The sequence below is a fragment of the Levilactobacillus lindianensis genome (genome assembly GCF_003946095.1).
Classification (GTDB): domain Bacteria; phylum Bacillota; class Bacilli; order Lactobacillales; family Lactobacillaceae; genus Levilactobacillus; species Levilactobacillus lindianensis.
Genome location: NZ_RHOD01000006.1, coordinates 38,843 through 60,325, shown reverse-complemented (window position 1 = coordinate 60,325; position 21,483 = coordinate 38,843). Strand labels below are relative to the sequence as shown.

20 protein-coding genes and 2 tRNA genes are annotated in these 21,483 nt (G+C 48.9%); 15 read left to right on the top strand and 7 right to left on the bottom strand.

Annotated elements, in window-relative coordinates:
• Positions 1–2: 2 nt before the first annotated feature.
• Positions 3–2,720, bottom strand: a complete 2,718-nt coding sequence (locus EKM70_RS03530; RefSeq protein WP_125545309.1) for a glycoside hydrolase family 65 protein — start codon at positions 2,718–2,720, stop codon at positions 3–5.
• Positions 2,721–2,989: 269 nt separating this feature from the next.
• On the opposite strand from EKM70_RS03530, the gene EKM70_RS03525 reads away from it, so the two are divergent.
• Positions 2,990–3,286: a hypothetical protein gene (locus EKM70_RS03525; protein WP_125545307.1), complete on the top strand. Its 297-nt coding sequence runs from the start codon at positions 2,990–2,992 to the stop codon at positions 3,284–3,286.
• 266 nt (positions 3,287–3,552) lie between these two features.
• The gene (locus EKM70_RS03520) at positions 3,553–4,227 is read left to right on the top strand and encodes a CPBP family intramembrane glutamic endopeptidase (RefSeq protein WP_225416366.1); all 675 of its coding nucleotides are present in this window, start codon (positions 3,553–3,555) and stop codon (positions 4,225–4,227) included.
• A 59-nt stretch (positions 4,228–4,286) separates the two neighbouring features.
• Here the strand turns inward: EKM70_RS03520 and EKM70_RS03515 are convergent, their stop codons facing one another.
• On the bottom strand, positions 4,287–4,760 hold the full coding sequence (locus tag EKM70_RS03515; RefSeq protein ID WP_125545305.1) for a MarR family winged helix-turn-helix transcriptional regulator: 474 nt from the start codon (positions 4,758–4,760) through the stop codon (positions 4,287–4,289).
• A gap of 499 nt (positions 4,761–5,259) precedes the next feature.
• Here EKM70_RS03515 and EKM70_RS03510 point away from each other — a divergent pair, with 499 nt between their 5' ends.
• From EKM70_RS03510 to EKM70_RS03500, 3 genes are all read left to right on the top strand, one after another.
• On the top strand, positions 5,260–5,757 hold the full coding sequence (locus tag EKM70_RS03510; RefSeq protein ID WP_125545303.1) for a VanZ family protein: 498 nt from the start codon (positions 5,260–5,262) through the stop codon (positions 5,755–5,757).
• A gap of 5 nt (positions 5,758–5,762) precedes the next feature.
• Complete coding sequence (locus EKM70_RS03505) at positions 5,763–6,047, top strand: heavy metal-binding domain-containing protein (RefSeq protein ID WP_125545301.1); 285 nt, start codon at positions 5,763–5,765, stop codon at positions 6,045–6,047.
• A 62-nt stretch (positions 6,048–6,109) separates the two neighbouring features.
• Positions 6,110–6,193 (top strand) — tRNA-Leu (locus EKM70_RS03500).
• A 160-nt stretch (positions 6,194–6,353) separates the two neighbouring features.
• On the opposite strand, the gene EKM70_RS03495 is transcribed toward EKM70_RS03500, so the two are convergent.
• Both EKM70_RS03495 and EKM70_RS03490 read right to left on the bottom strand, forming a co-directional pair.
• A complete protein-coding gene (locus tag EKM70_RS03495) occupies positions 6,354–6,593 on the bottom strand; it encodes a hypothetical protein (RefSeq protein ID WP_057879102.1) in 240 nt (79 codons plus the stop codon).
• A gap of 67 nt (positions 6,594–6,660) precedes the next feature.
• Entirely contained in the window at positions 6,661–8,070 is a 1,410-nt protein-coding gene (locus tag EKM70_RS03490) for a C69 family dipeptidase (protein WP_125545298.1), read from the bottom strand.
• A 132-nt stretch (positions 8,071–8,202) separates the two neighbouring features.
• On the opposite strand from EKM70_RS03490, the gene EKM70_RS03485 reads away from it, so the two are divergent.
• The 4 genes from EKM70_RS03485 (at position 8,203) to EKM70_RS03470 (ending at position 13,079) form a co-directional block, all read left to right on the top strand.
• Positions 8,203–8,907, top strand: coding sequence for a Crp/Fnr family transcriptional regulator (locus tag EKM70_RS03485; protein WP_125545443.1), 705 nt, complete (start codon positions 8,203–8,205; stop codon positions 8,905–8,907).
• 146 nt (positions 8,908–9,053) lie between these two features.
• Positions 9,054–10,937, top strand: a complete 1,884-nt coding sequence (gene asnB / locus EKM70_RS03480) for an asparagine synthase (glutamine-hydrolyzing) (protein ID WP_125545296.1) — start codon at positions 9,054–9,056, stop codon at positions 10,935–10,937.
• Positions 10,938–11,102: 165 nt separating this feature from the next.
• Positions 11,103–12,359 carry a carboxylate--amine ligase gene (locus tag EKM70_RS03475; RefSeq protein WP_125545294.1) on the top strand — a complete coding sequence of 419 codons (1,257 nt, stop codon included), beginning with the start codon at positions 11,103–11,105 and terminating at the stop codon, positions 12,357–12,359.
• 6 nt (positions 12,360–12,365) lie between these two features.
• Positions 12,366–13,079 carry an aspartate/glutamate racemase family protein gene (locus tag EKM70_RS03470; protein ID WP_125545292.1) on the top strand — a complete coding sequence of 238 codons (714 nt, stop codon included), beginning with the start codon at positions 12,366–12,368 and terminating at the stop codon, positions 13,077–13,079.
• 102 nt (positions 13,080–13,181) lie between these two features.
• On the opposite strand, the gene EKM70_RS03465 is transcribed toward EKM70_RS03470, so the two are convergent.
• The 3 genes from EKM70_RS03465 to EKM70_RS03455 all read right to left on the bottom strand — a co-directional run bounded on the left by EKM70_RS03465 (position 13,182) and on the right by EKM70_RS03455 (position 15,420).
• Positions 13,182–13,523 carry a DUF1516 family protein gene (locus tag EKM70_RS03465; RefSeq protein WP_125545290.1) on the bottom strand — a complete coding sequence of 114 codons (342 nt, stop codon included), beginning with the start codon at positions 13,521–13,523 and terminating at the stop codon, positions 13,182–13,184.
• A gap of 63 nt (positions 13,524–13,586) precedes the next feature.
• The gene (locus EKM70_RS03460) at positions 13,587–14,117 is read right to left on the bottom strand and encodes a dihydrofolate reductase family protein (protein WP_125545288.1); all 531 of its coding nucleotides are present in this window, start codon (positions 14,115–14,117) and stop codon (positions 13,587–13,589) included.
• 67 nt (positions 14,118–14,184) lie between these two features.
• The gene (locus EKM70_RS03455) at positions 14,185–15,420 is read right to left on the bottom strand and encodes a peptidoglycan recognition protein family protein (protein ID WP_125545286.1); all 1,236 of its coding nucleotides are present in this window, start codon (positions 15,418–15,420) and stop codon (positions 14,185–14,187) included.
• Positions 15,421–15,740: 320 nt separating this feature from the next.
• Between EKM70_RS03455 and EKM70_RS03450 the strand changes: the two genes are divergently transcribed.
• From EKM70_RS03450 to EKM70_RS03425, 6 genes are all read left to right on the top strand, one after another.
• Positions 15,741–15,968 (top strand): DUF2187 domain-containing protein, encoded by a 228-nt coding sequence (locus tag EKM70_RS03450; protein ID WP_125545284.1) that lies wholly within the window; start codon positions 15,741–15,743, stop codon positions 15,966–15,968.
• Between the two features lie 79 nt (positions 15,969–16,047).
• A tRNA-Gly gene (locus EKM70_RS03445) sits at positions 16,048–16,118 on the top strand.
• A 317-nt stretch (positions 16,119–16,435) separates the two neighbouring features.
• Entirely contained in the window at positions 16,436–18,127 is a 1,692-nt protein-coding gene (gene argS, locus EKM70_RS03440) for an arginine--tRNA ligase (RefSeq protein ID WP_125545282.1), read from the top strand.
• 157 nt (positions 18,128–18,284) lie between these two features.
• Positions 18,285–18,752, top strand: coding sequence for an arginine repressor (locus EKM70_RS03435; RefSeq protein ID WP_125545280.1), 468 nt, complete (start codon positions 18,285–18,287; stop codon positions 18,750–18,752).
• Between the two features lie 171 nt (positions 18,753–18,923).
• Positions 18,924–21,017 carry a PBP1A family penicillin-binding protein gene (locus tag EKM70_RS03430; RefSeq protein ID WP_125545278.1) on the top strand — a complete coding sequence of 698 codons (2,094 nt, stop codon included), beginning with the start codon at positions 18,924–18,926 and terminating at the stop codon, positions 21,015–21,017.
• Between the two features lie 92 nt (positions 21,018–21,109).
• Positions 21,110–21,454 carry a YlbF family regulator gene (locus EKM70_RS03425; protein WP_125545276.1) on the top strand — a complete coding sequence of 115 codons (345 nt, stop codon included), beginning with the start codon at positions 21,110–21,112 and terminating at the stop codon, positions 21,452–21,454.
• The last annotated feature ends 29 nt before the right edge of the window (positions 21,455–21,483 follow it).

Below are 21,483 nucleotides of genomic sequence, written 5' to 3'. Positions count from 1 at the left end.
CCTTAATATGAAATAGTTTGTGTTTGGTTTGGTTTTAACGTTATGGTCTGATCACCAATTGTTAAGTCGGCTGCTTTATCTGCGGTGACCTGAACGTGCTGGTGGTCAATCGTGAAGTGATACCGGATGCCCCGAATGAGTTGGGCGAAGTCCAACCGTTGCCAGGTAGCCGGCAAGTGGGGGTTAACCGACAATTTAGGGGCTAAGATATCCACCCCTGCATAGTGTCGGGTGGTCATGAGGGTGACGGCTCCCATGACGCCTAGGTGAATTCCTTCGGCAGTGGTTCCACCTTGGATGTCGTAATAGTCCGATAGAAGGGCCTGTGAGAAGAGTTTCCACGACTGGTCCATGTTACCCGCCATTGCTGTTAAAACAGCGTAGACGACACGAGAGAGCGTGGAACCATGGGTTGTTCGGTCGAGGTAGAACTGGAGGTTCTTGTCGAAAGCGCCTTTTGGCAGGTGATAACCCAGTTGGTCCAAGAGACCGAAGACCTGTTGTTCATCGAGGCTGTAGAATGCCATTAAGGCATCAGCTTGTTTGGCGACTTGGTAGGCGTCGGGCGTCTTTCCCTCGGCCTTCAAGATCCGGTCCATCCGGGAGATGTCGCCGTACTTCTTCTGATATTTGGTGAAGTCCAGTCGGGGAAGCTTGAAGTAGCCGGCAAATTGTCCGATGATTCCCGCCGAACTGATGTCGAGTCGCAGGTGGTGACTGACGTCTTTTAACTGGTCGGTTGTTTGGGCCGTCCAGCCGGTCTTGCGGTCAGTAGCAGCGACCGCTTTAGCGGGTAGTTCGTGACGTAAGGTGCGAACCTGGTTGAAGAGCCAGGTGACCATGAGGTTGGTATAAGCATTGTCAGCCAGCCCGGTACTGTCGGCATTCGGATAATTTTCGTGGAATTCATCTGGTCCCATGACGCGATCAATCGTGTAACGATGGGTCTGTGAATTCAATTTGGCCCGGCTGAGCCAGAACTTGGAAATTTCACTCAACATCTCTAAACCATACGCGGTCATGAAGCTGTGATCGCCTGTGATGTGGGTATACATAATGACGTTGTAAGCCACGGCCAAGGAAACATGCCGCTGAAGCGAGGAGTAGTCGGGATCCCAGGAATTCGTCAGGGGGTTCAGGTGGACGACTTGCGATTGTTCGTCACCGAACTCGCCGGATTGCCAAGGATACATGGCCCCGTCGTCACCATCAGCCTGAGCATTCTTTTTGGCGGCATCTAGGCGGCGGTAACGGTACATGAGAAGCTGTTTTGCCAGCTCGGGGTCGTGTAAGGCGTAGACGGGAAGATCGAACATTTCGTCCCAGAAGACGTGTCCCCGGTAGGCTTCCCCGTCGAGCCCCCGTGCATTGACGGAGGCATCAATTTTACCTGAGGCAATGGCTTGGGTGGCTGAGAAGAGGTGGTATAAGTTGACGCGCGTTAATTTTTGCGCGGTGATATCGCCAGTGATTTGGATATCCGCACCTTGCCAACGTTTCTCCCAATAATGGGTATTGCTGGTGAGGGTGTCGGCAAAGGTGGCGGCGTTAATCTCTGTCGCAGCCGCTTGATCCAGGGGACTGGTTGTTTCGCGGCCAGTGAAGAAGACCACATTTTTCTCGAAGGTATAAGTCTGGTTGGGTTGAACCGCAACCGAGCGCATCTGTTGAATGTGCTGTTCAGCATGAGGGCGGATGTCAATGGGGGCATCCAAGGCCTCGCCAGGACCAGTTAACCGTGATCCGAAGATAAAGGGAACTTTCGACGACTGGGTCTGACCCTCTAAGAAAATCGTGTCGGGTTGGCGACTGGTGCCGGTTACCTGGATATGACGTTGATTGAAAGCCCGATACCGTTCGACGTTACCGTTGACAACGCTCCCGTCGATTTCAGAATAAATCTGAAGGGACCCGGAGAAGTTAAGGGGTGTGACGCTGTAACGAATAGCCATTCGGTGCCAGTCAGTCATATTGGCAAGCTTGGTTGTCTTGATCTGCAACGTATGGCCGGTGGAGAGTTGAACCAGCATGGTTGTGGTCAACGCTCCCGTGTGAAGATCCAGACTACGATAGATGTCTTGAATATCACTGTTCCGAATCTGAAATGGATTTTGATGATCCACCCCAAACGTTAAGGCTTGGGCGTTTGGCAGGTTGACCAGATCTTCATTAACGACCTGGCGACCGTTAATATTAGTTGTCAGTTGGTCATACAGACCTGCTGTGTACATGCCGGGATAGTTGTCGGCATCGGCGTGAGCTTCGGTATAGGCTCCGCGCAGGCCAAAGAAGCCGTTGCCCACAGTTAACATGGCCTCTTGCCCGTAGTTTCGTTTACCAGCGTACTGTCCATAGTAATCCAGGTGCCAACTGAGGTATTCGCGCTTGCTAGCCAGGGCATCTTCTAGTCCTTGGTCGGCAATCGCTTGGCTGCTGACTACGGGGATGTTGAGCATGTTGGTAATTGCTAAACCAATATCAATTCGTTGGTGGTTAATCCCGACGACGGTGTCGGAGAAGGGATAACTCAGGGCGTTATCGACCACTGCGGCATCCACGTCGAGACCCACTAAGCGTACCCGCAAATTTTCAAGGTTTTCACCGATACTTTGGTCCGTATTGTAAGCGATAGTGAACTCGCGTTGGGCCGCCGGCTTTCCAGCAGGGGCATAGCTGACCTGAAGGGCGTCATCTGAAACGTGTAACGTAATAATTTTCAAACCCAATCGTCTTCCTTTCTATATAATTATTTGCACAATCATTCACTATTAATCTTAGGCTACCCCCTGTTAATTAGCAATTAATCACCCTCTATTGACGCAAAATAAGTATTATTATAAATGCCGGTATCACGCAAATGCAAACGATTGCACTTTTTCGTCGAGTGCTCGCTGAACGGTCAGGCTGATGGTGCCAGTGAAAACAGATTGTGAGACGGGTCGAAAACGTGGTAAGATTTGACCAATGACAGTTGAGAGGAAGTGATGACGTGGCAAAATTCATTCGAACAGTGAGTCTAATTGTGGGGTTAACTGTGGTCATTATCCTGGCTACAGTGTGGATTGCTACGCACTGGGTTTCCGGGGCTTGGGCGCAGGCCGCCGTGAGTCTGGTTGGTTTTACCTTGACTACGACTGGGATTGTCGGATTCTCTTTAAACGCTGGTCGGTCATCGCACCGATTCTCCAGCGACCGTCGAAGCAGCAAGAAGAGCCAGAAGAAAAAACGACACAAAAAAAGCCATTACGATAAGTCGCAATGGCCAAAGAGTAAGGTTACAACATAATTGGGGGATTATGTTGTAAAAATTTCATCTACTTTGGGGGAGTAAAATGAAATCTGTCTGTTGAATGAGGACAGAAGCCTCACGCGCAAGCTGAAGTTTAGTTCAAACTTGCCCGCAACCATATAGTACCGCATAATGAGAAAAAATGCCATTAAAATATTAATAACAAGAAAATTGGGTTTTGCTGACTAATCGGAAGTAACGGATCGTGGGATTCTACGGGCTGTTCCACGGTTAGTTAAGCGAGCCAACAAAGGACGGATATTGTGAACTTTAAACAGTTAAAAAGCTTAAAAAACATCGGTTGGTTCGTGGTTATGTTAATTCTCGTCACGATTGTTCAGATACCCTTGGCCTTCTTGAGTCGTGGGGCAACCTGGCAGCAGGCCATTTGGGCGGTCATCTACGTGGCTGGGTTCACCGTGGCAATTGGCATTGGTCTGTGGATTTATCGGGGGATGGTCCCGGGAAAATGGCAACGTTTAACCGGCTCTGACTGGGGCCTCATGGTGAAAGGCTACGTCTTTATGATGGTGGTTGAAATGAGCCTAAACGTTGCGAACATCGTGATTTTTAAGGAAACTGGGACCAAAAATAATGACTTAATTGCTACAATTCTGGGAAAGAGTCCGCTGTCATTAATCATGTTAAGTCTGACGGCCGTGTTGGCGTCACCGGTTCTGGAGGAGTTAACTTTTCGCGGGATTTTAATGAGTGGTTGTTTTTCTAAGGACCACTTTTGGTTACCGATTATCGTGAGTGGTGTGGTCTTCTCGTTAGTTCATCAAAGTGACAATCCGATCAGTTGGCTCATTTATGCCATCATGGGTGGGACCTTCGCGTACGTTTACCGTAAGACAGGTAAGCTGCAAACAACGATCTTTATGCATGGTTTTAATAATTTAATTGCCATGTTGGCCATGGTGACCACCATTCATTAAAAAAAGGGTCTGGGGAAATCCCAGACCCTTTAGTGTTTCCAAACTTGGATGCACGTTCTTTAGTTATCGATGTTCTTGGTAATCAGTCGTTGGCGACTGACGTTATCTAACTGGGACTTGACGGTGGCCAATTCAGCCATCGTCTCGTCGATCTCCTCGTCGGACATTCCTAACAAGGTTTGGCATTGGCCGATTCGAGAATAGACTTCTTCACGTTTGGCTGTAGCCATTTCGGTTAAGTGAATTAACACCTGGCGTTCATCGGTTTGGCTACGAACGCGACTGACCCAACCTTGTTTTTCGAGCCGTTTTAGCAGTGGCGTTAAGGTACCACTATCAAGCTCTAAGCGTTCACCAAGCTGGTGAACGGTCAGGGGGGCGTCCTCCCACAAAACCAACATCGCAATGTATTGCGGGTAGGTCAGGCTGAATGGGGCAAGGGCACTCTGGTAGAAGTGATTAAACTTCTTGCTAGCGGAATAGATCGAGAAGCAAAGTTGCTGGTCGAGTAAGACTGGCGGAACCTTTGGCATGGCACAGGCCTCCTTTCAAATACTTTCAGAATATTGTATACAATTAAATTGTTATTAGCAAGGAACTAACCTTGCTGACAGCCAGTTGGGTGACGGCGTGACCGTTAACCCACTGGAGATCGTCAACCTCACGTCAAAACGATTATATAGCATGTAGACTGGTGAGTGCAATGATTATTGATGAATTGATTTTTTTGCCCACCTAGAGGTTAGACAAGAAAACAATCGAATTGGGTCGCTAACTGGCTTTAGTATACCAGAAGAGGTTGTCATAAAAAGATAAATTTTATGAGAATGATAATTAACAACTTAGAATTTGCTGAGTTTTTGCTGGCAAAGGTGTGCTGATTTGACTTGAATTCAACCGTTACGGTTTAGTCGAGGTGCCTAAAATAGCGGTGGGCGGAGTATCGCTGGCTGGGGCCTGGATGGCTCATAATAAGCATTGTCGATGGACCGAAGAATCAGTATACTAAGGGTATAAAGGGGGGGAATGCCAATGATGCGTTGGTTACCATTCATTTTGGTTAGCTTGGCTCTTCTGGGTTTAACACTGAAAGCCGGGCGGCAGCGTAACTGGCCGCGACTTTGGTGGTGGTTGGGTTGTTGGGGCCTGGCAGCGCTGACTTGGACCCCCGTTACGGTGACGCTAGGGTCTCAGGTTGCAGATATTCAGACTTTCCATTGGGCCAATGGCATCTGGGTGTTATGGCCCTTACAGCCCGCGGGAATTGATGCTTCGTTTTGGCTGAATATCGTCATGACGATGCCACAAGGGATACTGTGGCGTTGGAATTTTGGTGGTCGTTGGCCCCAGTGGTTGGTGGTAGGCCTTGCAATTGGCGTGACGTTAGAAGCTGGACAAGCGCTTGGTAATTATCTAGTTGGCCTGGATCGATGGGTCGATATTAATGATGTCCTGACTAATGCGTTGGGGGTAGTCCTGGGGGCCCTTATCTTCGCATGGGGACAACGACGAGAAGAACTTAGGAGGTAAGTGCAATGTTTATGACAACGGGTGGCCTCAACCGGGCTCACGAGATTCAAGGGATTATGACGGCGACACAACACGCGATGATGCGTTCTGAGAAGCCTGATGAATTTTCTTTATTTGACGATTTATTTGATGCGGTTAAGCAGAAATTGATGAAGCAGGCTCAGGAAGCCGGTGCAGACGGTTTAATCGAAGTTCGCTTCAATACAGAGGTGGTCCGGATGAGTGTGGCACCGAAATTTTTAGTGGTTCATGGTTATGGGACCGCGGTTAAATTCCCGCAGAAAAAATAAATCTGAATAAAAGGGTTCACATTTATTCACGGATAGTGTAATATATTACTTGTTGTTGAGTTGCCCCGATGGCGGAACTGGCAGACGCGCAGCGTTCAGGTCGCTGTTTGAGTGATCAAGTACAGGTTCGAATCCTGCTCGGGGCATCAGTTAACAATTTGGAACGATTCACAAAAAATAGGAATCTCGGTAAATTAACGTTTATCGAGGTTCCTATTTTTTATTTCCACGTAGAAAAAAGAAGGTCCGTCAAAATGGCCGACCTCCTTTTGTGCAGACTGGGTTAATTTCTAATTGCGTGACGCCCTAAAGTTTCTTAGAGATTGTGTAACGCTTGCTCGTGGACGGGTTCTTTTGCCCATTATCCAGCTGTTGCTCCGCTAAGAAAATATCGAAAGACGGCGCACCGTTGTCGCTCTTAACAACGACCACGTGACCGGATTCTGTATGGCGTTCTTGATAAATCTGCGCGGTCTGTACGGCCTCGTGATAATCGTGAAAATTCCCAATGGAGTCACCGGGATTGAAAAGTACAATTTCATCCATCATAATCATTCCTTTCGGGGCTAGCTTAAATTCATTATAGCGCATTTGGCTTTTGAGTGATACCAATTTACAGGTTGGCATCCATGGTAAAAGACAGATCCGAAAGGGCGGCGTTGGCTTGAACTAATTTACCGGCCTGTGCCTGAATGGCGGCAGCATATTTGGCGGCCGTGTCAACATTTAAACTGCCGAGACTAGCGGAATTGGGGGTTGGAATGGCATCCCCTGCTTGTAGGCGTTGGTAGCCCATGGCCTGAGTCGATCCCAAGAAGTTGTCAATAACCTGGCGATTTTCGTGATAGTGGCTTTCACTGAGTACGTCGAGTAGCTTGCTAGCCCAGTAGGGATTCTCGCTCTGATAGTCCGTGTTGTCGGCGGCATACGCAGCGGCGAACTGGTCGCCTTGGGCGTAGAAGGGCACGTAGGGATTGAAGGCGGGGTTCCCGAAGCATTGCCAAACGATGCCGGCTAACATCGGGACAACATCGCGACGGAGTTGGAGAATGTGGGAGTTCTGTGTCCGTGAAAGGCCCACCGCTCTGAATTGATGCCGCTCCGTTTCGGTGCCCGTACCCAAGGGATCATAGGGGGTCTCTTGATAATGGGATCCCAGAAAGTTGGCGATTTCGGGCAGGCTGATCTTCTTTTCAGCGTGTTGAATGAAGGGTAGTTCCTGATCGGTTGGGTTTTCAAAAGCACTGGGAGTGAAGAGCTTGTGCCCATACCAGACCCGTGGTGTATTGTAGTGGCTGTCTGTGGCGGTTGCCGTCCCGAAAATATGACGGGAGTTGAATCGATTGCCGTCAGGGTTGAGATGGTGACTCTGGACGAATTGCCGAATATTAGTTGAGGTCATGAATTCCTGTGGGCGATCAAAATCAATGTCCTGAATTGCCAGTTGATTGGCAACTACGGCATAGGCGTCGTCGGGAATCCGTTGGGCTACCCAGTGGTGACCACTAACAATTTCCATATACCAGACCTCATCGGTGTCGCCAAAGAGGATGCCATTACTCTCCGCAGCACCATTGGTTTCGACCAAGTGTCCCAGTCGTTGGACCCCAGCCTTTGCCGAATCAATGTAGGGCAGAACCACGGTTACCATGGCATCTTCGGCGATCCCATTGGCTACTAAGGGATCGACACCTAAGACGCGGCTATTGGCATAAGCGGACTCGGTGGCACTCATGGCGACATTCTTGGCATTGATTCCACTTTCTTCGTAGAAGCCAGCTGAGGGGTCGGTGTCCGGGACGGCGCTGTAGTGGTAGGCCTTCTCGGGGAGGGTCGTTCTAAACTCATTACCTTTGGAGATAAAGTTCAAATTACGGGGTTCGTTAGTCATGTGGACCACGACGCGCTTGGGCCAAATGGCCACGCCGTTATCTTCGTTGCGGGCGATCAGGGGATTCCCATCGATCGTGGCGTTTTTACCGGCTAAAAATGAGGTACAGGCTTGATGTAGCATTCGGGACATGAAAAATTCCTCCTCAATAAGTTAACGGTTTCATTATGGTCACTATAGCACAATCCACGTGGGAAGGCTTTCTTTACCGGTTTTGGCCGGGAGTTTGCTAGAATAGAGGATATGAGAAAGGAAGATGTGGTCATGGAACAAGGACATCAACACCATCAACATTCAATCGAACGAGAACTGGAATGTGTGTCGCAAGTGCCGATTTTTCAGGGCTTAGCGGACGATCAGCTGACCTCCGTGGCTCAGGTAACTCGACCGATTCATGCGGGTAAAGGGGATGCCGTCTTCAGTACTGGCGACCTTTCTCGAACGCTGTACATCGTGAATACCGGACAGGTTCGGCTCTATCATTTGGCCGAGGATGGCCGTGAACAAATCCTGCGCGTCCTGAATCCCGGCGACTTTATCGGGGAGATTGCGTTGTTTACGGATGAAATTCATACCTCCTACGCGCAAGCAACCAAAACCACTGAACTCTGTACCATCTCGCGGGCAGCCTTAACGGATCTGATTACCGAGCTTCCTACGCTCTCAATGGCATTACTAGGGGCTTTGGCCGATCGATTGAAGACGGCCGAACGCCAGGCTACTTTGCTGGCAATTCCGGATGCGCTGCCACGATTGGCAGGTTATCTGCTAGAGATTAGCGGTCACCGCGCACAGCTGTTAGATTTACCGATGAGTAAACAGGATCTGGCAGCCTACCTAGGCATGACCCCCGAGTCCATGAGTCGTAAGCTACGCCAGCTAGCCAAACAAGGGGCCATCGAGACGGTAGGCCGCCGTCAGGTGCGCATTATCGATGTCGATCAACTGGCCGAGTTCGCCCCAGAATGATGGCAGTGTTTACTATCAGCTTAAGAATCTTTAATAATATGGTATTCACGAATCAAATTTGCTAGAATAATGGGTGTTGTGTTTCATTAAATATTAATGAACGTTCAAATTAAACTGACTATTAACGAGAAAAAGGGGATACGCACATGTGTGGATTCGTTGGCTATGTGAATCAAAAAGATGTTCCGTCTACCACGATTAACGATATGGCAGACCGGATTAAGCACCGGGGGCCGGACGACGAGGCATACTTTAAGGATGACCAAGCCGTCATGGGTTTCCGTCGCCTGTCAATCATTGACTTGGCTCACGGGAAGCAACCCATGTACAACCGAGACCAAACCAAAGTTTTAACTTTTAATGGAGAAATCTATAACTACCAAGAAATTCGGGCCGATTTGCAAAAGCTCGGTTACGAATTCCAAACGGACGTGGACTCTGAAGTCTTGATCCACGGTTACGATGCTTGGGGTCCTAAGCTGTTGGACCGTCTGCGTGGGATGTATGCCTTTGCCATCTACGACAAGACCAAGAACGAAGTCTTCGGTGCGCGGGACCACTTCGGTATCAAGCCGATGTACTACTACGACGATGGCAAGACCTTCCTCTGGGCCTCAGAAATCAAGGCATTTTTGGAACACCCTAACTTTAAGAAGGAATTCAACGAAGCCTTGTTACCAATTCACCTGAGCTTTGAATTCATTCCTTCAAAGGAAACCATGTTCAAGAACGTCTATAAAGTCTTACCAGGTCAGTATTTCATTCACCGAGCCAACGGCGAAACGGAAACGCACCGGTACTACAAGTTCAATTACGACCACATCGACAACACCCAAACGGTTGAAGAAGATGCCAAGAAGATTCGTGGCATCGTTGACGAGTCTGTTAAGACACATATGATTGCCGACGTTGAAGTTGGGAGCTTCCTGTCTAGTGGGATCGATTCTTCCTACGTGTTGAATGAAGCCTCTAAGTTAAAACCGATCCAATCCTTCTCCTTAGGTTTTAAGAATTCCAAATACAGTGAATTAAGCTGGTCCACGGAATTTGCCAAGGAAATCAAGCAGAAGAACACACCACTCTACATGACTGGTGATGATTACTTCGACATTCTGCCAACGATCATGTACTACATGGATGAACCATTGTCTAACCCATCAGCTATGCAACTTTACTACCTGTCTAAGGGGACGCGTCAGTCCGTGAAGGTGGCTTTATCTGGTGAAGGGGCCGATGAATTCTTCGGGGGGTACAACACCTACCTCGAAGCCATTCCGTTCGAACGCTATCAGAAGTGGGTTCCTAAGGGTATCCGCAAGATGATGGGTGGGATTGCCGAAAAGCTGCCACGGTTCCACGGTCGCCGGTTCTTAGTTCGGGGAGCGCAACCACTGAGCGAACGGTACTACCGGGTGAACTACGTGTTCGACTATCACGATCGCAACAAGATCTTGAAGAATCCCAGCCTCAACCAAGATGCCGGAGCTTACACCAAGCACCTGTTTGATGACGTTAAGGGCTTAGACGAAATGACCCAGATGCAGTACTTCGACATCAACACTTGGTTGCCTTATGACATCTTACACAAGGCCGACCGTATGAGTATGGCGAACTCGCTGGAAGTTCGGACACCATTGGTGGACAAGGAAGTGGCGAAGTTTGCCGCAACCATGCCAGTTAAGACGCGGATTCATGCGGATGAAACTAAGGTTTCTCTGCGGACCGCTGCCGAATCTGAATTACCAGAACGGGTCGCAAAGAAGGAAAAGATGGGCTTCCCATCCCCAATTGCAACCTGGATCAAGACGGAACCTTACAAGTCACGGATCATTGAAGCCTTTAACTCTGACGTGGCCCACAAGTTCTTTAACACGGATGCCTTGATGGAGATTCTTCACGAACACATCAACGGTAAGTCCAGCATGCAAAAGATCTTCACGATCTACACCTTCATCCTCTGGTACGAAGTGTACTTCCCAGAAGACACGACGGCTAAGACGGTGGATCTCGTGCACCGGACCCAAATCTAACTGAATCCGGCCCCAGAAATGGTCGGCCGATAACGATCAAGGTTGCTATTGGACTCGTCCGCTAACAACCTTGATTGCGTTTACCTAGAAAAAAACGAGTGGGGGGACTCCCCACCCAGTACTTAACTCAATTATTTAAACGTTGTGAAGGGACTTTAAGCCGTTATGGAAACCAAGGAAGTCAAGTTTACCCCAGTTCTTTTGGGGAGTGATTTTAACGTTTACGGCATGGCACGCTCATTTTATGACCTGTACCATCAACCCGTTCAAGCCTTTGCCAGCATTCAATTGGCACCGACGCGTTACACCAAGATTGTGAATTTAGAATTAATTCCGGGATTCGATGAAGATCCCGTTTGGATTGAAACTATGCGTAAATTAAAGGAACGTTACGCCGATCATCCCGAGCCGGTTATCTTAATCGGGTGTGGGGATGGCTATGCCGAGTTAATCAGTAAGCACAAGGCAGAATTGGAAGACGTCTTCATCTGCCCATACATTGATTACGACAAACTGCGGCATCTGAATAACAAAGAAAACTTCTACAAGGTCTGCGATCAGTATGGCTTACCATACCCCGCAACGCGAATTATCACCAAGGCGGAAGCCACAAGTGGCCAGCCGGTCGAACAACCCTTCGACTATCCGGTCGCGTTGAAGCCAGCCAATAGTGTGGAATGGTTAGACGTTCACTTTGAGGGCCGTAAGAAGGCCTTTCGGATTCAGTCAGCGGCAGAGTTCAAAGACATTGTCCAGAAGGTTTATGCCAACGGCTATACGTCCGACTTGATTCTCCAAGATTTTGTTCCCGGAGATGACAGTAACATGCGGGTGCTCAATGCCTACGTTGACCGGAATCACAAGGTAAAGATGATGTGTCTGGGTCATCCATTGTTGGAAGACCCAGCCCCATCGGCCATCGGTAATTACGTGGCGATCATTCCGGAATACAACGAAACTATTTACCAGAACATCCAGAAGTTCCTGGAAGCCATCGAGTTTATCGGTTACGCGAACTTCGATATGAAGTATGATGTCCGGGATCACAGCTTCAAGTTGTTTGAAATCAACCTGCGTCAAGGCCGGAGTAGTTTCTTCGTGACCTTGAACGGCTATAACTTGGCTGACTGGGTGGTTAAGGACTACGTGAAGGACAGTCTGAAGGATGCCCCGACGGTGTACGGTAACAAGGACGAGAGTCAGCATGCGCTATGGTTGGGTGTGCCGGTGAAAGTCTTCAAACAGTACACGCGGGAAAATGCCGACAAGGATCGGGCCCTGAAGTTGATTGCCGCCGGTCAGTATGGCACCACGTATCACTATGACCAAGATATGAATCTGAAACGCTGGGCCTTGATCCAGTGGATGCAGCACAATTACACGGTTAACTTTAAGAAATACTTCGCAGAAAATAAGGGGTAATTCACCATGCAAAAATTCTTTACGATTATTGGCGGCATGGGCACCATGGCCACCGAGAGCTATATTCATCAGTTGAATCTACGGACGCCTGCGCACGCCGATCAGGAGTATTTGAATTATATTCTGGTGAACCACGCGACAGTTCCGGATCGGACAAATTATATTTTGGATCACAATCAACCCAATCCGTTACCCAGTCTGCTTGAAGATATTCAACAACAGAGTCAGTTGAAGCCAGCTTTCTTTACGTTGCCTTGCAACACGGCGCACTACTTCTATGATGACCTGCAGGCAGCGACGGATGTGCCACTGCTACACATGCCTCGTGAAACGGTTAAGGAGATTAAGCGTCGTTATCCGCAAGCCAAGCGCATCGGAATTACCGGGACGCAGGGGACCATTACGGATAAGGTCTATGAGGATGAAGTTGCAGCGGCTGGACTCGAACCCGTACTGCCAACGCAGGCGATCGAGGACGAAACCATGTCACTGATCTATGATCACATCAAGGAAAACAATGAAGTTGATGCTAAGCTGTACCATCACATTCTCAATGAGATGGTGACGGAACGACACGCCGATGTTGTGATTCTGGGATGCACGGAGCTATCGTTAGCTCAGGAACGTGAACCAGAACGCACCATTCCGGTGGCAGATAGTCAATCGATTCTGGTTGACCGGACGTTGGAAATGGCGTTAAAGCTACGGCAAACTGACTAAGCATTGTCAGAGTTAGAGGCATCCAGGTTAACTACCCGGATGCCTCTTTTAGATCTCAAAAAAAGGTGCCGAGAACAATCGTCTCGACACCTTATCAGGGTCTTATTTGAAAGCGAGGGTGAGTCCCAGGCCAACCGTGATCAGAGCAACGACGCCCAAGATCCAATAAATCAGATGGGGGGTATCACGTTCCATCTTCCGCCCGAAACTAATTTCGATGAGGGCGATGGTGGCGATACCCAGAATGAACTTCAGACTGATTAGAATCGGGGCGTGCACAAACGTCCGAATGGAGAGGACGACACCACTAATGATCATGACCAAGTAGGCAATCCGTGCGATCAGTAGGAACTGCGTGACCCGTTTTTCAGAATGACGTGTGAGCCCGAGAATCACAAGAATAGTCAAGATAATCCACGTCCAGAAGTGTAAGGCCAACCACATGACTAATGCCTCCTTAAAGTTTTAACTATTACCAGCCTACCATATTCGGACGGATCGGTGGCATTAATTTTGTCGGCGATAGACCATTTCGGCCAGTGGCCCGTATTGGTGAACGGCGGTCAGTTCAAACGTCTGGGGTGTGGCGAGTTCGCCAAAGAGGCGTTTGCCGTGTCCCAATAGGGTTGGGGCAACCTGGAGGTAAAGGTCATCTACAAGATTGGCCGCGAGGAGTGGCGTCAGGACTTGCTGGCCACCGACGATCCAAACATTGCCTTTGGTTTGTAGCCGCTGTGCTAATTCAACAACTGGTGTCGCCGTGAAATGGATGGGGCCCTGGTCGATACGCGACTGATGCGTCAGGACGTAGCCTGGCATATCGGTGTTGTAAGGATTCAGTGTGAGGCCTTCAGTCACGTCAGCCTGGATGGTGTCATAGGTGACTCGTCCCAGAATGGCACTAGTCATCTGACTAAGCGTTGCCTGTCCGATGTTGGCAGGGAGGTCGGTGAGACCGGTCAGCCAATCCAGACGGTCATCTTCGGTTGCGAGAAAACCATCGAGGGAGACGGCACCGTAAAATTGAATTCTACCCATTAGAAAGCTCCTTAGGTGGCAAAATGGAGTTGGAAAAATTCCAACTCCATTTCATCACGTCTTATTTTTATTTCAGGCTCGTGGATTTAACCCAGTAGGATTTACTCCCAATGGTTCCGCGATACCAGGTGGAATTGTCCGAAGACTTCACACCTTTCTTATTCAACTTGATTGTTTGGCCGGCTTGGAAGTCTTGCGTGTGGGCCGTGACCGTACTCAGGTAGTCTGAATTGAGCACGTGGTTGTACAGAGCTGAGTTAGTGGTCGTGTTTAGCGTCTTAGTCCCATTGGCATCCTTATAGGTGACCTTCGGGAAGTTTAAGACGTTACTGCAGACCCAGTATTTGTAGGTGGAGTGCTTGGCAAAGCGGATCCGATACCAAGTGCCACTCCAACCGCCTTTTTTAACCCCTCTGCTGTCGACGTAGACCTTAGCACCACGGTGGTCGGCACTCAGGTTACCCCAACCAATCTTACGGGCCTTAGCGGTGCCCTTGACGTGGTTATAGACGGTCCAGTTGGTGTAGTTGTTCGCCAAGGTAGCCGTTTCGTTATTGGTTCCGGCGTAGTACTTGACCGTCTTAGGCTTGGCCGAGGTGTGTTGGTTGGAATCATCCGTTGTGTTGCCACTATTGCTACTGTTACCGGTGATCTTGGCATACTGGGTGTTCACCAGGCTCATGAAGTCGGCCATGGTGTAGGTCGTTCCAAAGTAAGCCTTAGCATTGGCTTTCCAGTAACCGTCTGGATCGGTGTGATCGGTCCCGCCCAGGTTGTTCGACACATCGTGGTGGGAGAGAACCGTGGTATTGCGCTTAGGTTTTAACCCATACTTGTTCAGAATGTAGGCCGTATAGTAGGCGGACTTGTTCAATTCATTCGCGAATGCGGACTTGGAGTGAACTTCGACCTGCTCAAACTGAACGTAGCGTTGGTTACCATAGTAACCCGATCCCCAACAGAGATACTTGGTATTGGCCACGTTAATGATATTACCGGCATCGATGAAGGTATGCACAAAGGCATTTTGGTAGTTGTTCTTCATGTAGGCAATTTCGTTGTAGATCGTGGACTTGGGGTTAGCGGTTTCGTGGACCACAACCCCTTCAGGCTTGCCGTAACGGTAGCTGTTCTTAGGGAAGCCACTCCAGATCTGTGTAGTAATCTTCGGTGTGGCGTAACCCTGATTGTTGATATAAGTATTGATTGAATTGGCGCTAGCCGGGGTTGCGGCCCAGAACAGGCCCATAAATCCCACGGCTAAGGCGATTCCCCGAACCGCGCTTAGGTGCCATTTTTTCATAATTAAACGTCTCCTCCTCGTTTGTTTTGAGTCAATTGATTCGGCTGAAATACAACGCCTTGATTATAACTTATTTTGCGGTAAATGCGTACGGTTGGGAAAGTTAGGAAAAGTAGGGGTGACGTTCGGGAAAACGCTATCTTGCGGTGAATAACGATAGTAATTGGGCACAACTATCGGGTTTTGGGAGAACGGCTCGAAATAAGTCACAGAGTGTTCGGAATTCCCCAATTATTTCAAACTCCTTACAATTCAATTGCTTGCGGTGGCCAGTCAATTTGACTATAATGTTACTTTGCATACGAAAGGAGCGACGAACAATGGCTGAAGTTGAACTCAAAGTTGGCGATTACGTTGCGGCGAAAAAATTTGGTCCTCTGGAACACGGCTTTACTGGTGAAGTGACCAAAGTGTATGATAATTCAGTTTTAGTTGAGATTAAAGAATATAATCCAGCTGATAAGACGGCGGTTGGAGACATGAACAACCGCGCTGTCGTCCGCAAGTCGGCGGCAAAGATTACCGAAAAGAAAGTGGATAAAGACTAGTTTTCTTGGGTAATTTTGAATTAATTTGCAAAAAAACAATGACAACTCACAAGAGGTATGCTATACTTTCTTGTGTTGTGCGGGTGTAGTTTAGTGGTAAAATTCAAGCTTCCCAAGCTTGCGTCGCGGGTCCGATTCCCGTCACCCGCTTTCGAATTGGGGCGGCCAGTTGGTCGTCTTTCTTATTATTCGAAAGCTAACCTGATACGATTAGTAGGTTGTGTGTCTAAGTTAAGCGAGTCCGGAATGGTGCGAGCCGGATCACAGACGCTACCGAACGGGCGTTGTCAGTTCGAACATTTAAATGAATTTAAAGTGGACTTTCAAGTCAATCAGAGTGGTACCGCGGGTTTACCTCGTCTCTTACAATTTATTTTGTAAGGGGCGTTTTTTTGTCCCAGGGGCTAGATGGTGTAGACTGAAAGTAGTTATCTGCGATGGACAATTGTTTAGGGAGGAAAATAAGGATGGATTACAAACAAAAAGTAACAGCAGCCTTGACGGCGGCGTTAGACGGTCAGCTGACGGCTGAAGAGATTAGCAACAAGATTGAACGGCCCAAGACGTCTGACAAGGGGGACTTAGCTTTCCCCACGTTTACGTTAGCAAAGGTCTTGCACCAAGCACCACAACAGATTGCTAAGGACGTGGCAGCTAAGCTCGACACGACCGGCTTTGAAAAGGTTGAAGTGGTTGGCCCATACTTAAATTTCTTCTTCGATAAGAATGCGTTCAGTGAAGAGACGTTGCAGACGGTCCTGAGCGAGGGTGCCGACTATGGGAAGAACGAAGAGGGTGCCGGGGGCAACGTACCTATCGACATGTCCTCACCGAACATTGCCAAGCCAATGTCCATGGGTCACTTGCGGTCAACAGTGATTGGAAATTCGATCGCTGAAATTCTCACGAAGAACGGCTATCACCCCATCAAAGATAATCACCTAGGTGACTGGGGGACGCAGTTCGGGAAGCTCATCACGGCCTACAAGCTGTGGGGAAACGAAGCCGATGTCAAGAAAGACCCTATCAACAAGCTGGTTGAATACTACGTTCGTTTCCATAAGGAGGACGTGGAACATCCAGAATTGGATGACGAAGCCCGGGAATGGTTCCGTAAGTTGGAAGCCGGCGACCCTGAAGCACACAAGTTGTGGGCTTGGTTCCGGGAAGCCTCACTGCAAGAATTTAGCCAAGTTTACGATGAATTAGGTGTTTCCTTCGATACTTTCAACGGGGAAGCCTTTTACAACGATAAGCTGGAAGAAGTTGTCCAGATCTTGAAGGACAAGAACCTCCTAGTTGAATCTCAAGGCGCCCAAGTCGTTGATTTGAGTAAGTATGACTTGAACCCCGCACTGATTTTAAAGAGTGATGGCGCCTCACTGTACATCACGCGGGATATCGCCACGGCCCTTTATCGTGACCGGACGTACGCCCCAGCCAAGAACCTCTACGTGGTGGGGTCCGAACAAGCCTACTACTTCAAACAGTTGAAGGCCGTTCTGACTGAAATTGGGTTGCCATCCGCTTCCAAGTTACAGTACGTGCCATTCGGACTGATCACGGTTGACGGTAAGAAGCTGTCAACACGTTCCGGCCGGATTATCCTGTTGGCCAAGGTCCTCGAAGAATCCGTTAAATTAGCGGGTGAAGAAATCAACGAGAAGAACCCTGATCTACCTAACAAGGAAGAAGTCGCACATCAAGTTGGGGTTGGGGCCATTGTCTTCGGAGATTTGAAGAACGAACGGACCAATGCCATTGACTTCGTATTGGCTGACCAATTGAAGTTTGAAGGGGAAACGGGTCCTTACGTTCAATACGCCCATGCCCGTGCCGAAAGTATCTTACGCAAGGCGGCAAACGTCGACGTTAAGGCCGGGGGCAACGCGATCTCTGATCCCGAAGCTTGGGATACGATTAAGACCTTGGCTGACTTCCCAGCAACGGTCAAGATGGCTTGTGCCGAATTAGAACCATCTGTCATTGCCAAGTTTGCCATTCGCTTGTCGAAGACGTTCAACAAGTACTATGCGCACTCTAAGATTCTGGCCGAAGATGCTGAATTACCAGCACGTTTAGCCTTAGTTAAGGCTGTTTCTACGGTCTTGAAGGAATCTCTACGACTCTTAGGGGTGCAAGCACCAGACGAAATGTAAAATGAAGTTAATCGGGTCACCTCGCTAACGCGGGGTGACTTTTTTGCGTAAAAAAAGAATATTTGTTACACTTACTTTATAAATATGCAGAGACATGTGGCTTAATTCCGCATCCTTTGTTATACTTAATGCAATTTTATGCGGGAGGGTGGTCACAATGAAAAAGAGTATGCGGCAGGCAAGAATCGAGCAGTTAATTAATCAGTATCCGATTGGTACGCAAGAAGAATTAATGGAGCACTTGGAGGAAGTCGGCATTCAGGCCACCCAGGCCACCATCTCGCGCGATATTCGGGAAATGCAAATCGTTAAGGCCCAGGATGGTCATGGGCACCTCCGTTATACAATTTTTAAGGCGGGGAATCGTAGTGAGGAAGAACACCTCCGCGAGACGATTAACGAGGTGGTCACGGGCCTGACGCGAGTCGAATTCGTCAATATTTTGAAAACGCTGCCGAGCAACGGGAACCTCTTGGCAGCCATCTTTGATGATCTGAACTTACCAGAGATTGCCGGGACGTTAGCGGGGCACGACACGATCTTTATCATCAGCCCCGATGCCAAGATTGCGGCACGCCTCCACGACGAGATTGCAGCAGAGATGAATCCTGATATTATTCATTAATTTAATTATGAAAGATCTAACACCCGGGAATCCCATTTTCAATTGGTTTCCGGGTGTTTTTCAACGGCTTAAGTGAAGTTAAAGGTTCGTAAAGTTTCAGTGAAAGCGCGGCTAGACACAGTGTTTATGCTAAAATAGCCATATTATAACTGAGATAGAAGAGGCTATTGAATGAATACCCAACAACCTAATCAGAGCAAGGGGTCGGGCGTTAGATCCCGCCTCAAACAAGTCTGGCATCGGTATCAATTGACCCGGTGGATCATTGTGATTCTGTTGAGTGGCTTTCTAGCGTTAAGTGGTTACATGACCTTTATGGCGAAGACCGCTAACGTGGGTAACCTGAAGGCGGCCCTAGAAAATCCCACCAAGATCTATGACCGGAGCAATCAAAAGGCGGGGACTTTATACTCGCAAAAAGGGACCTACGTGCCCCTAAAGCGGATTTCCCCGAACGTGCAAAGCGCCGTGGTCTCGACCGAGGACCGGAATTTTTACCACGAATATGGCTTTTCATTTAAGGGCTATGCGCGGGCGCTTTTACTGTACGCTAAAAACAAAATTCTCCGCCGGGACTACATCAGTGGTGGGGGAAGTACGTTAACTCAACAACTGGCTAAGAACGCCTACTTATCACAGGAACAGACCTTTACCCGGAAGTTCAAGGAACTCTTTCTTTCCATCGAAATTGAGAATGTCTATAGTAAGAAGGATATTCTCTCGATGTACCTGAACAACGCCTACTTTGACAATGGGGTCTGGGGTGTTCAAGACGCTGCGGAACGTTACTTTGGTACTACCGCAGACAACCTGACGGTGCCCCAATCGGCGGTACTAGCGGGGATGTTGACGTCACCGAGTGGCTACAATCCGATTAAGCACCCTCAGGCTTCTCGTTCTCGCCGGAATGTCGTCTTAGGCCTCATGGCTGAGACTGGGGCGATTACTGCCGAACAGGCCAAGCAGTATCAGGCAACGGCACTGACAACTAGTGATGATTATACTTACAAGAATACCTATAAGTATCCGTACTACTTTGACGCGGTGATCAACGAGGCCGTCAGCAAGTATGGGTTAACAGAGTCCGAAATCATGAACCGCGGCTACAAGATTTATACAACCCTGGATCAGAATAATCAGGCCCAGATGCAGGCGCTCTTCAAAAACGACAGCTACTTCCCAGCCAATGCCAGTGATGGTACCAAAGTTCAAGCGGCCAGCATTGCCATTGATCCCGACACCGGGGGCGTGGAAGCCGTCGTCGGTGGTCGGGGCAAGCACGTCTTTAGAGGGTACAACCGTGCTACGCAGATGCAGCGGCAACCGGGCTCCACGATTAAACCACTTGCCGTCTACACACCGGCCCTGGAGAACGGTTACTACTATGATTCCGAGCTGACGGATAAGAAGAAATCCTATGGGACGAATAATTATACGCCAGGTAACTATGGGAATCAGTACAGCGGGAAAATTCCGATGTACCAAGCGCTGGCACAGAGTACCAATGCGCCAGCAGTCTGGCTATTGAATAAGATCGGTGTCGACAAGGGTTACGACTCCGTGAAGAAGTTTGGACTACCCGTGTCCAAGTCCGATAAGAACCTTGCCTTGGCTCTTGGGGGCTTAAAGACCGGGGTTTCACCGCAACAACTGGCACAAGCTTATACCTCATTTGCTAACGGAGGAACCATGTCCTCGGCCCACTACATTCGTAAGATTGTCGATGCTTCTGGAAATGTGGTCGTTGATACCCAGGACAGTGCACCGAAGACGACCAAGGTCATGTCGGCCAAGACGGCCAAGCAGATGACTAGTATGATGATGGGCGTCTTTAACTACGGAACCGGGGCTTCAGCCAAGCCATATGGCTATACAATTGCCGGGAAGACTGGGAGTACCGAAGCCGATGGGGATGCCGATGCCACGCGTGACAAATGGATTGTCGGGTATACGCCAGACGTCGTCGTGACGACCTGGGAAGGCTTTGACAACACCAGCGATAAACATCACTTGGAGAACGTGAGTGGGACTGGTGAAGGCCCACTCTTCCAGGCTGAAATGCAGAGTATCCTGCCGAACACCAAGGGCACCTCGTTTACCACGAAGGATGCGTCGACGTTGGCCAAGGCCGAAAACTCTGGGTCCTCGTCAACGGACATTTGGGATCAGGTTCAACAGGGGATCGACAATGCCGGCAAGTCCTTTAATAATGCCGCCGATAAGGTGAAATCCTGGTGGGAAAAGGCTAAGTCCGTTGTCAATTAACAAATGACGCTGGGGTCAGTCACCAAAGCATGGTACAATGGTTAGTGGTTATTACCTAATCCGGGCCACGGCCCATCGAGGAGGAAACATTCATGGCTGACGACATGCACACTCTGGGTGAAAAGACTGCCCAAGTTTTGCAAGATACGCAAGAGTTTAAAGATTTAAAGGCTGCCTTTGCAACGATGAAGGCGGACGAGGAAACCTTCCAACTGTTTAAGGAATTTGAACAAGTTCAATTGAACTTACAACAGAAGCAGATGACGGGCCAACAACCAACCGAGGACGAAATGAAACACGTCCAAGAGGTTGCTGGACGGGTCTCCAAGAAGGATGCCATCAAGGCTTTGATGGAAAAGGAACGGGGCTTAAACGACCTGTTAACCGAGTTAAACAAGACTATTACGGAGCCTATTCAAGCTATTTACAAGGGCTAAGGACGAAATCGTCGGCGCAACCACTCACT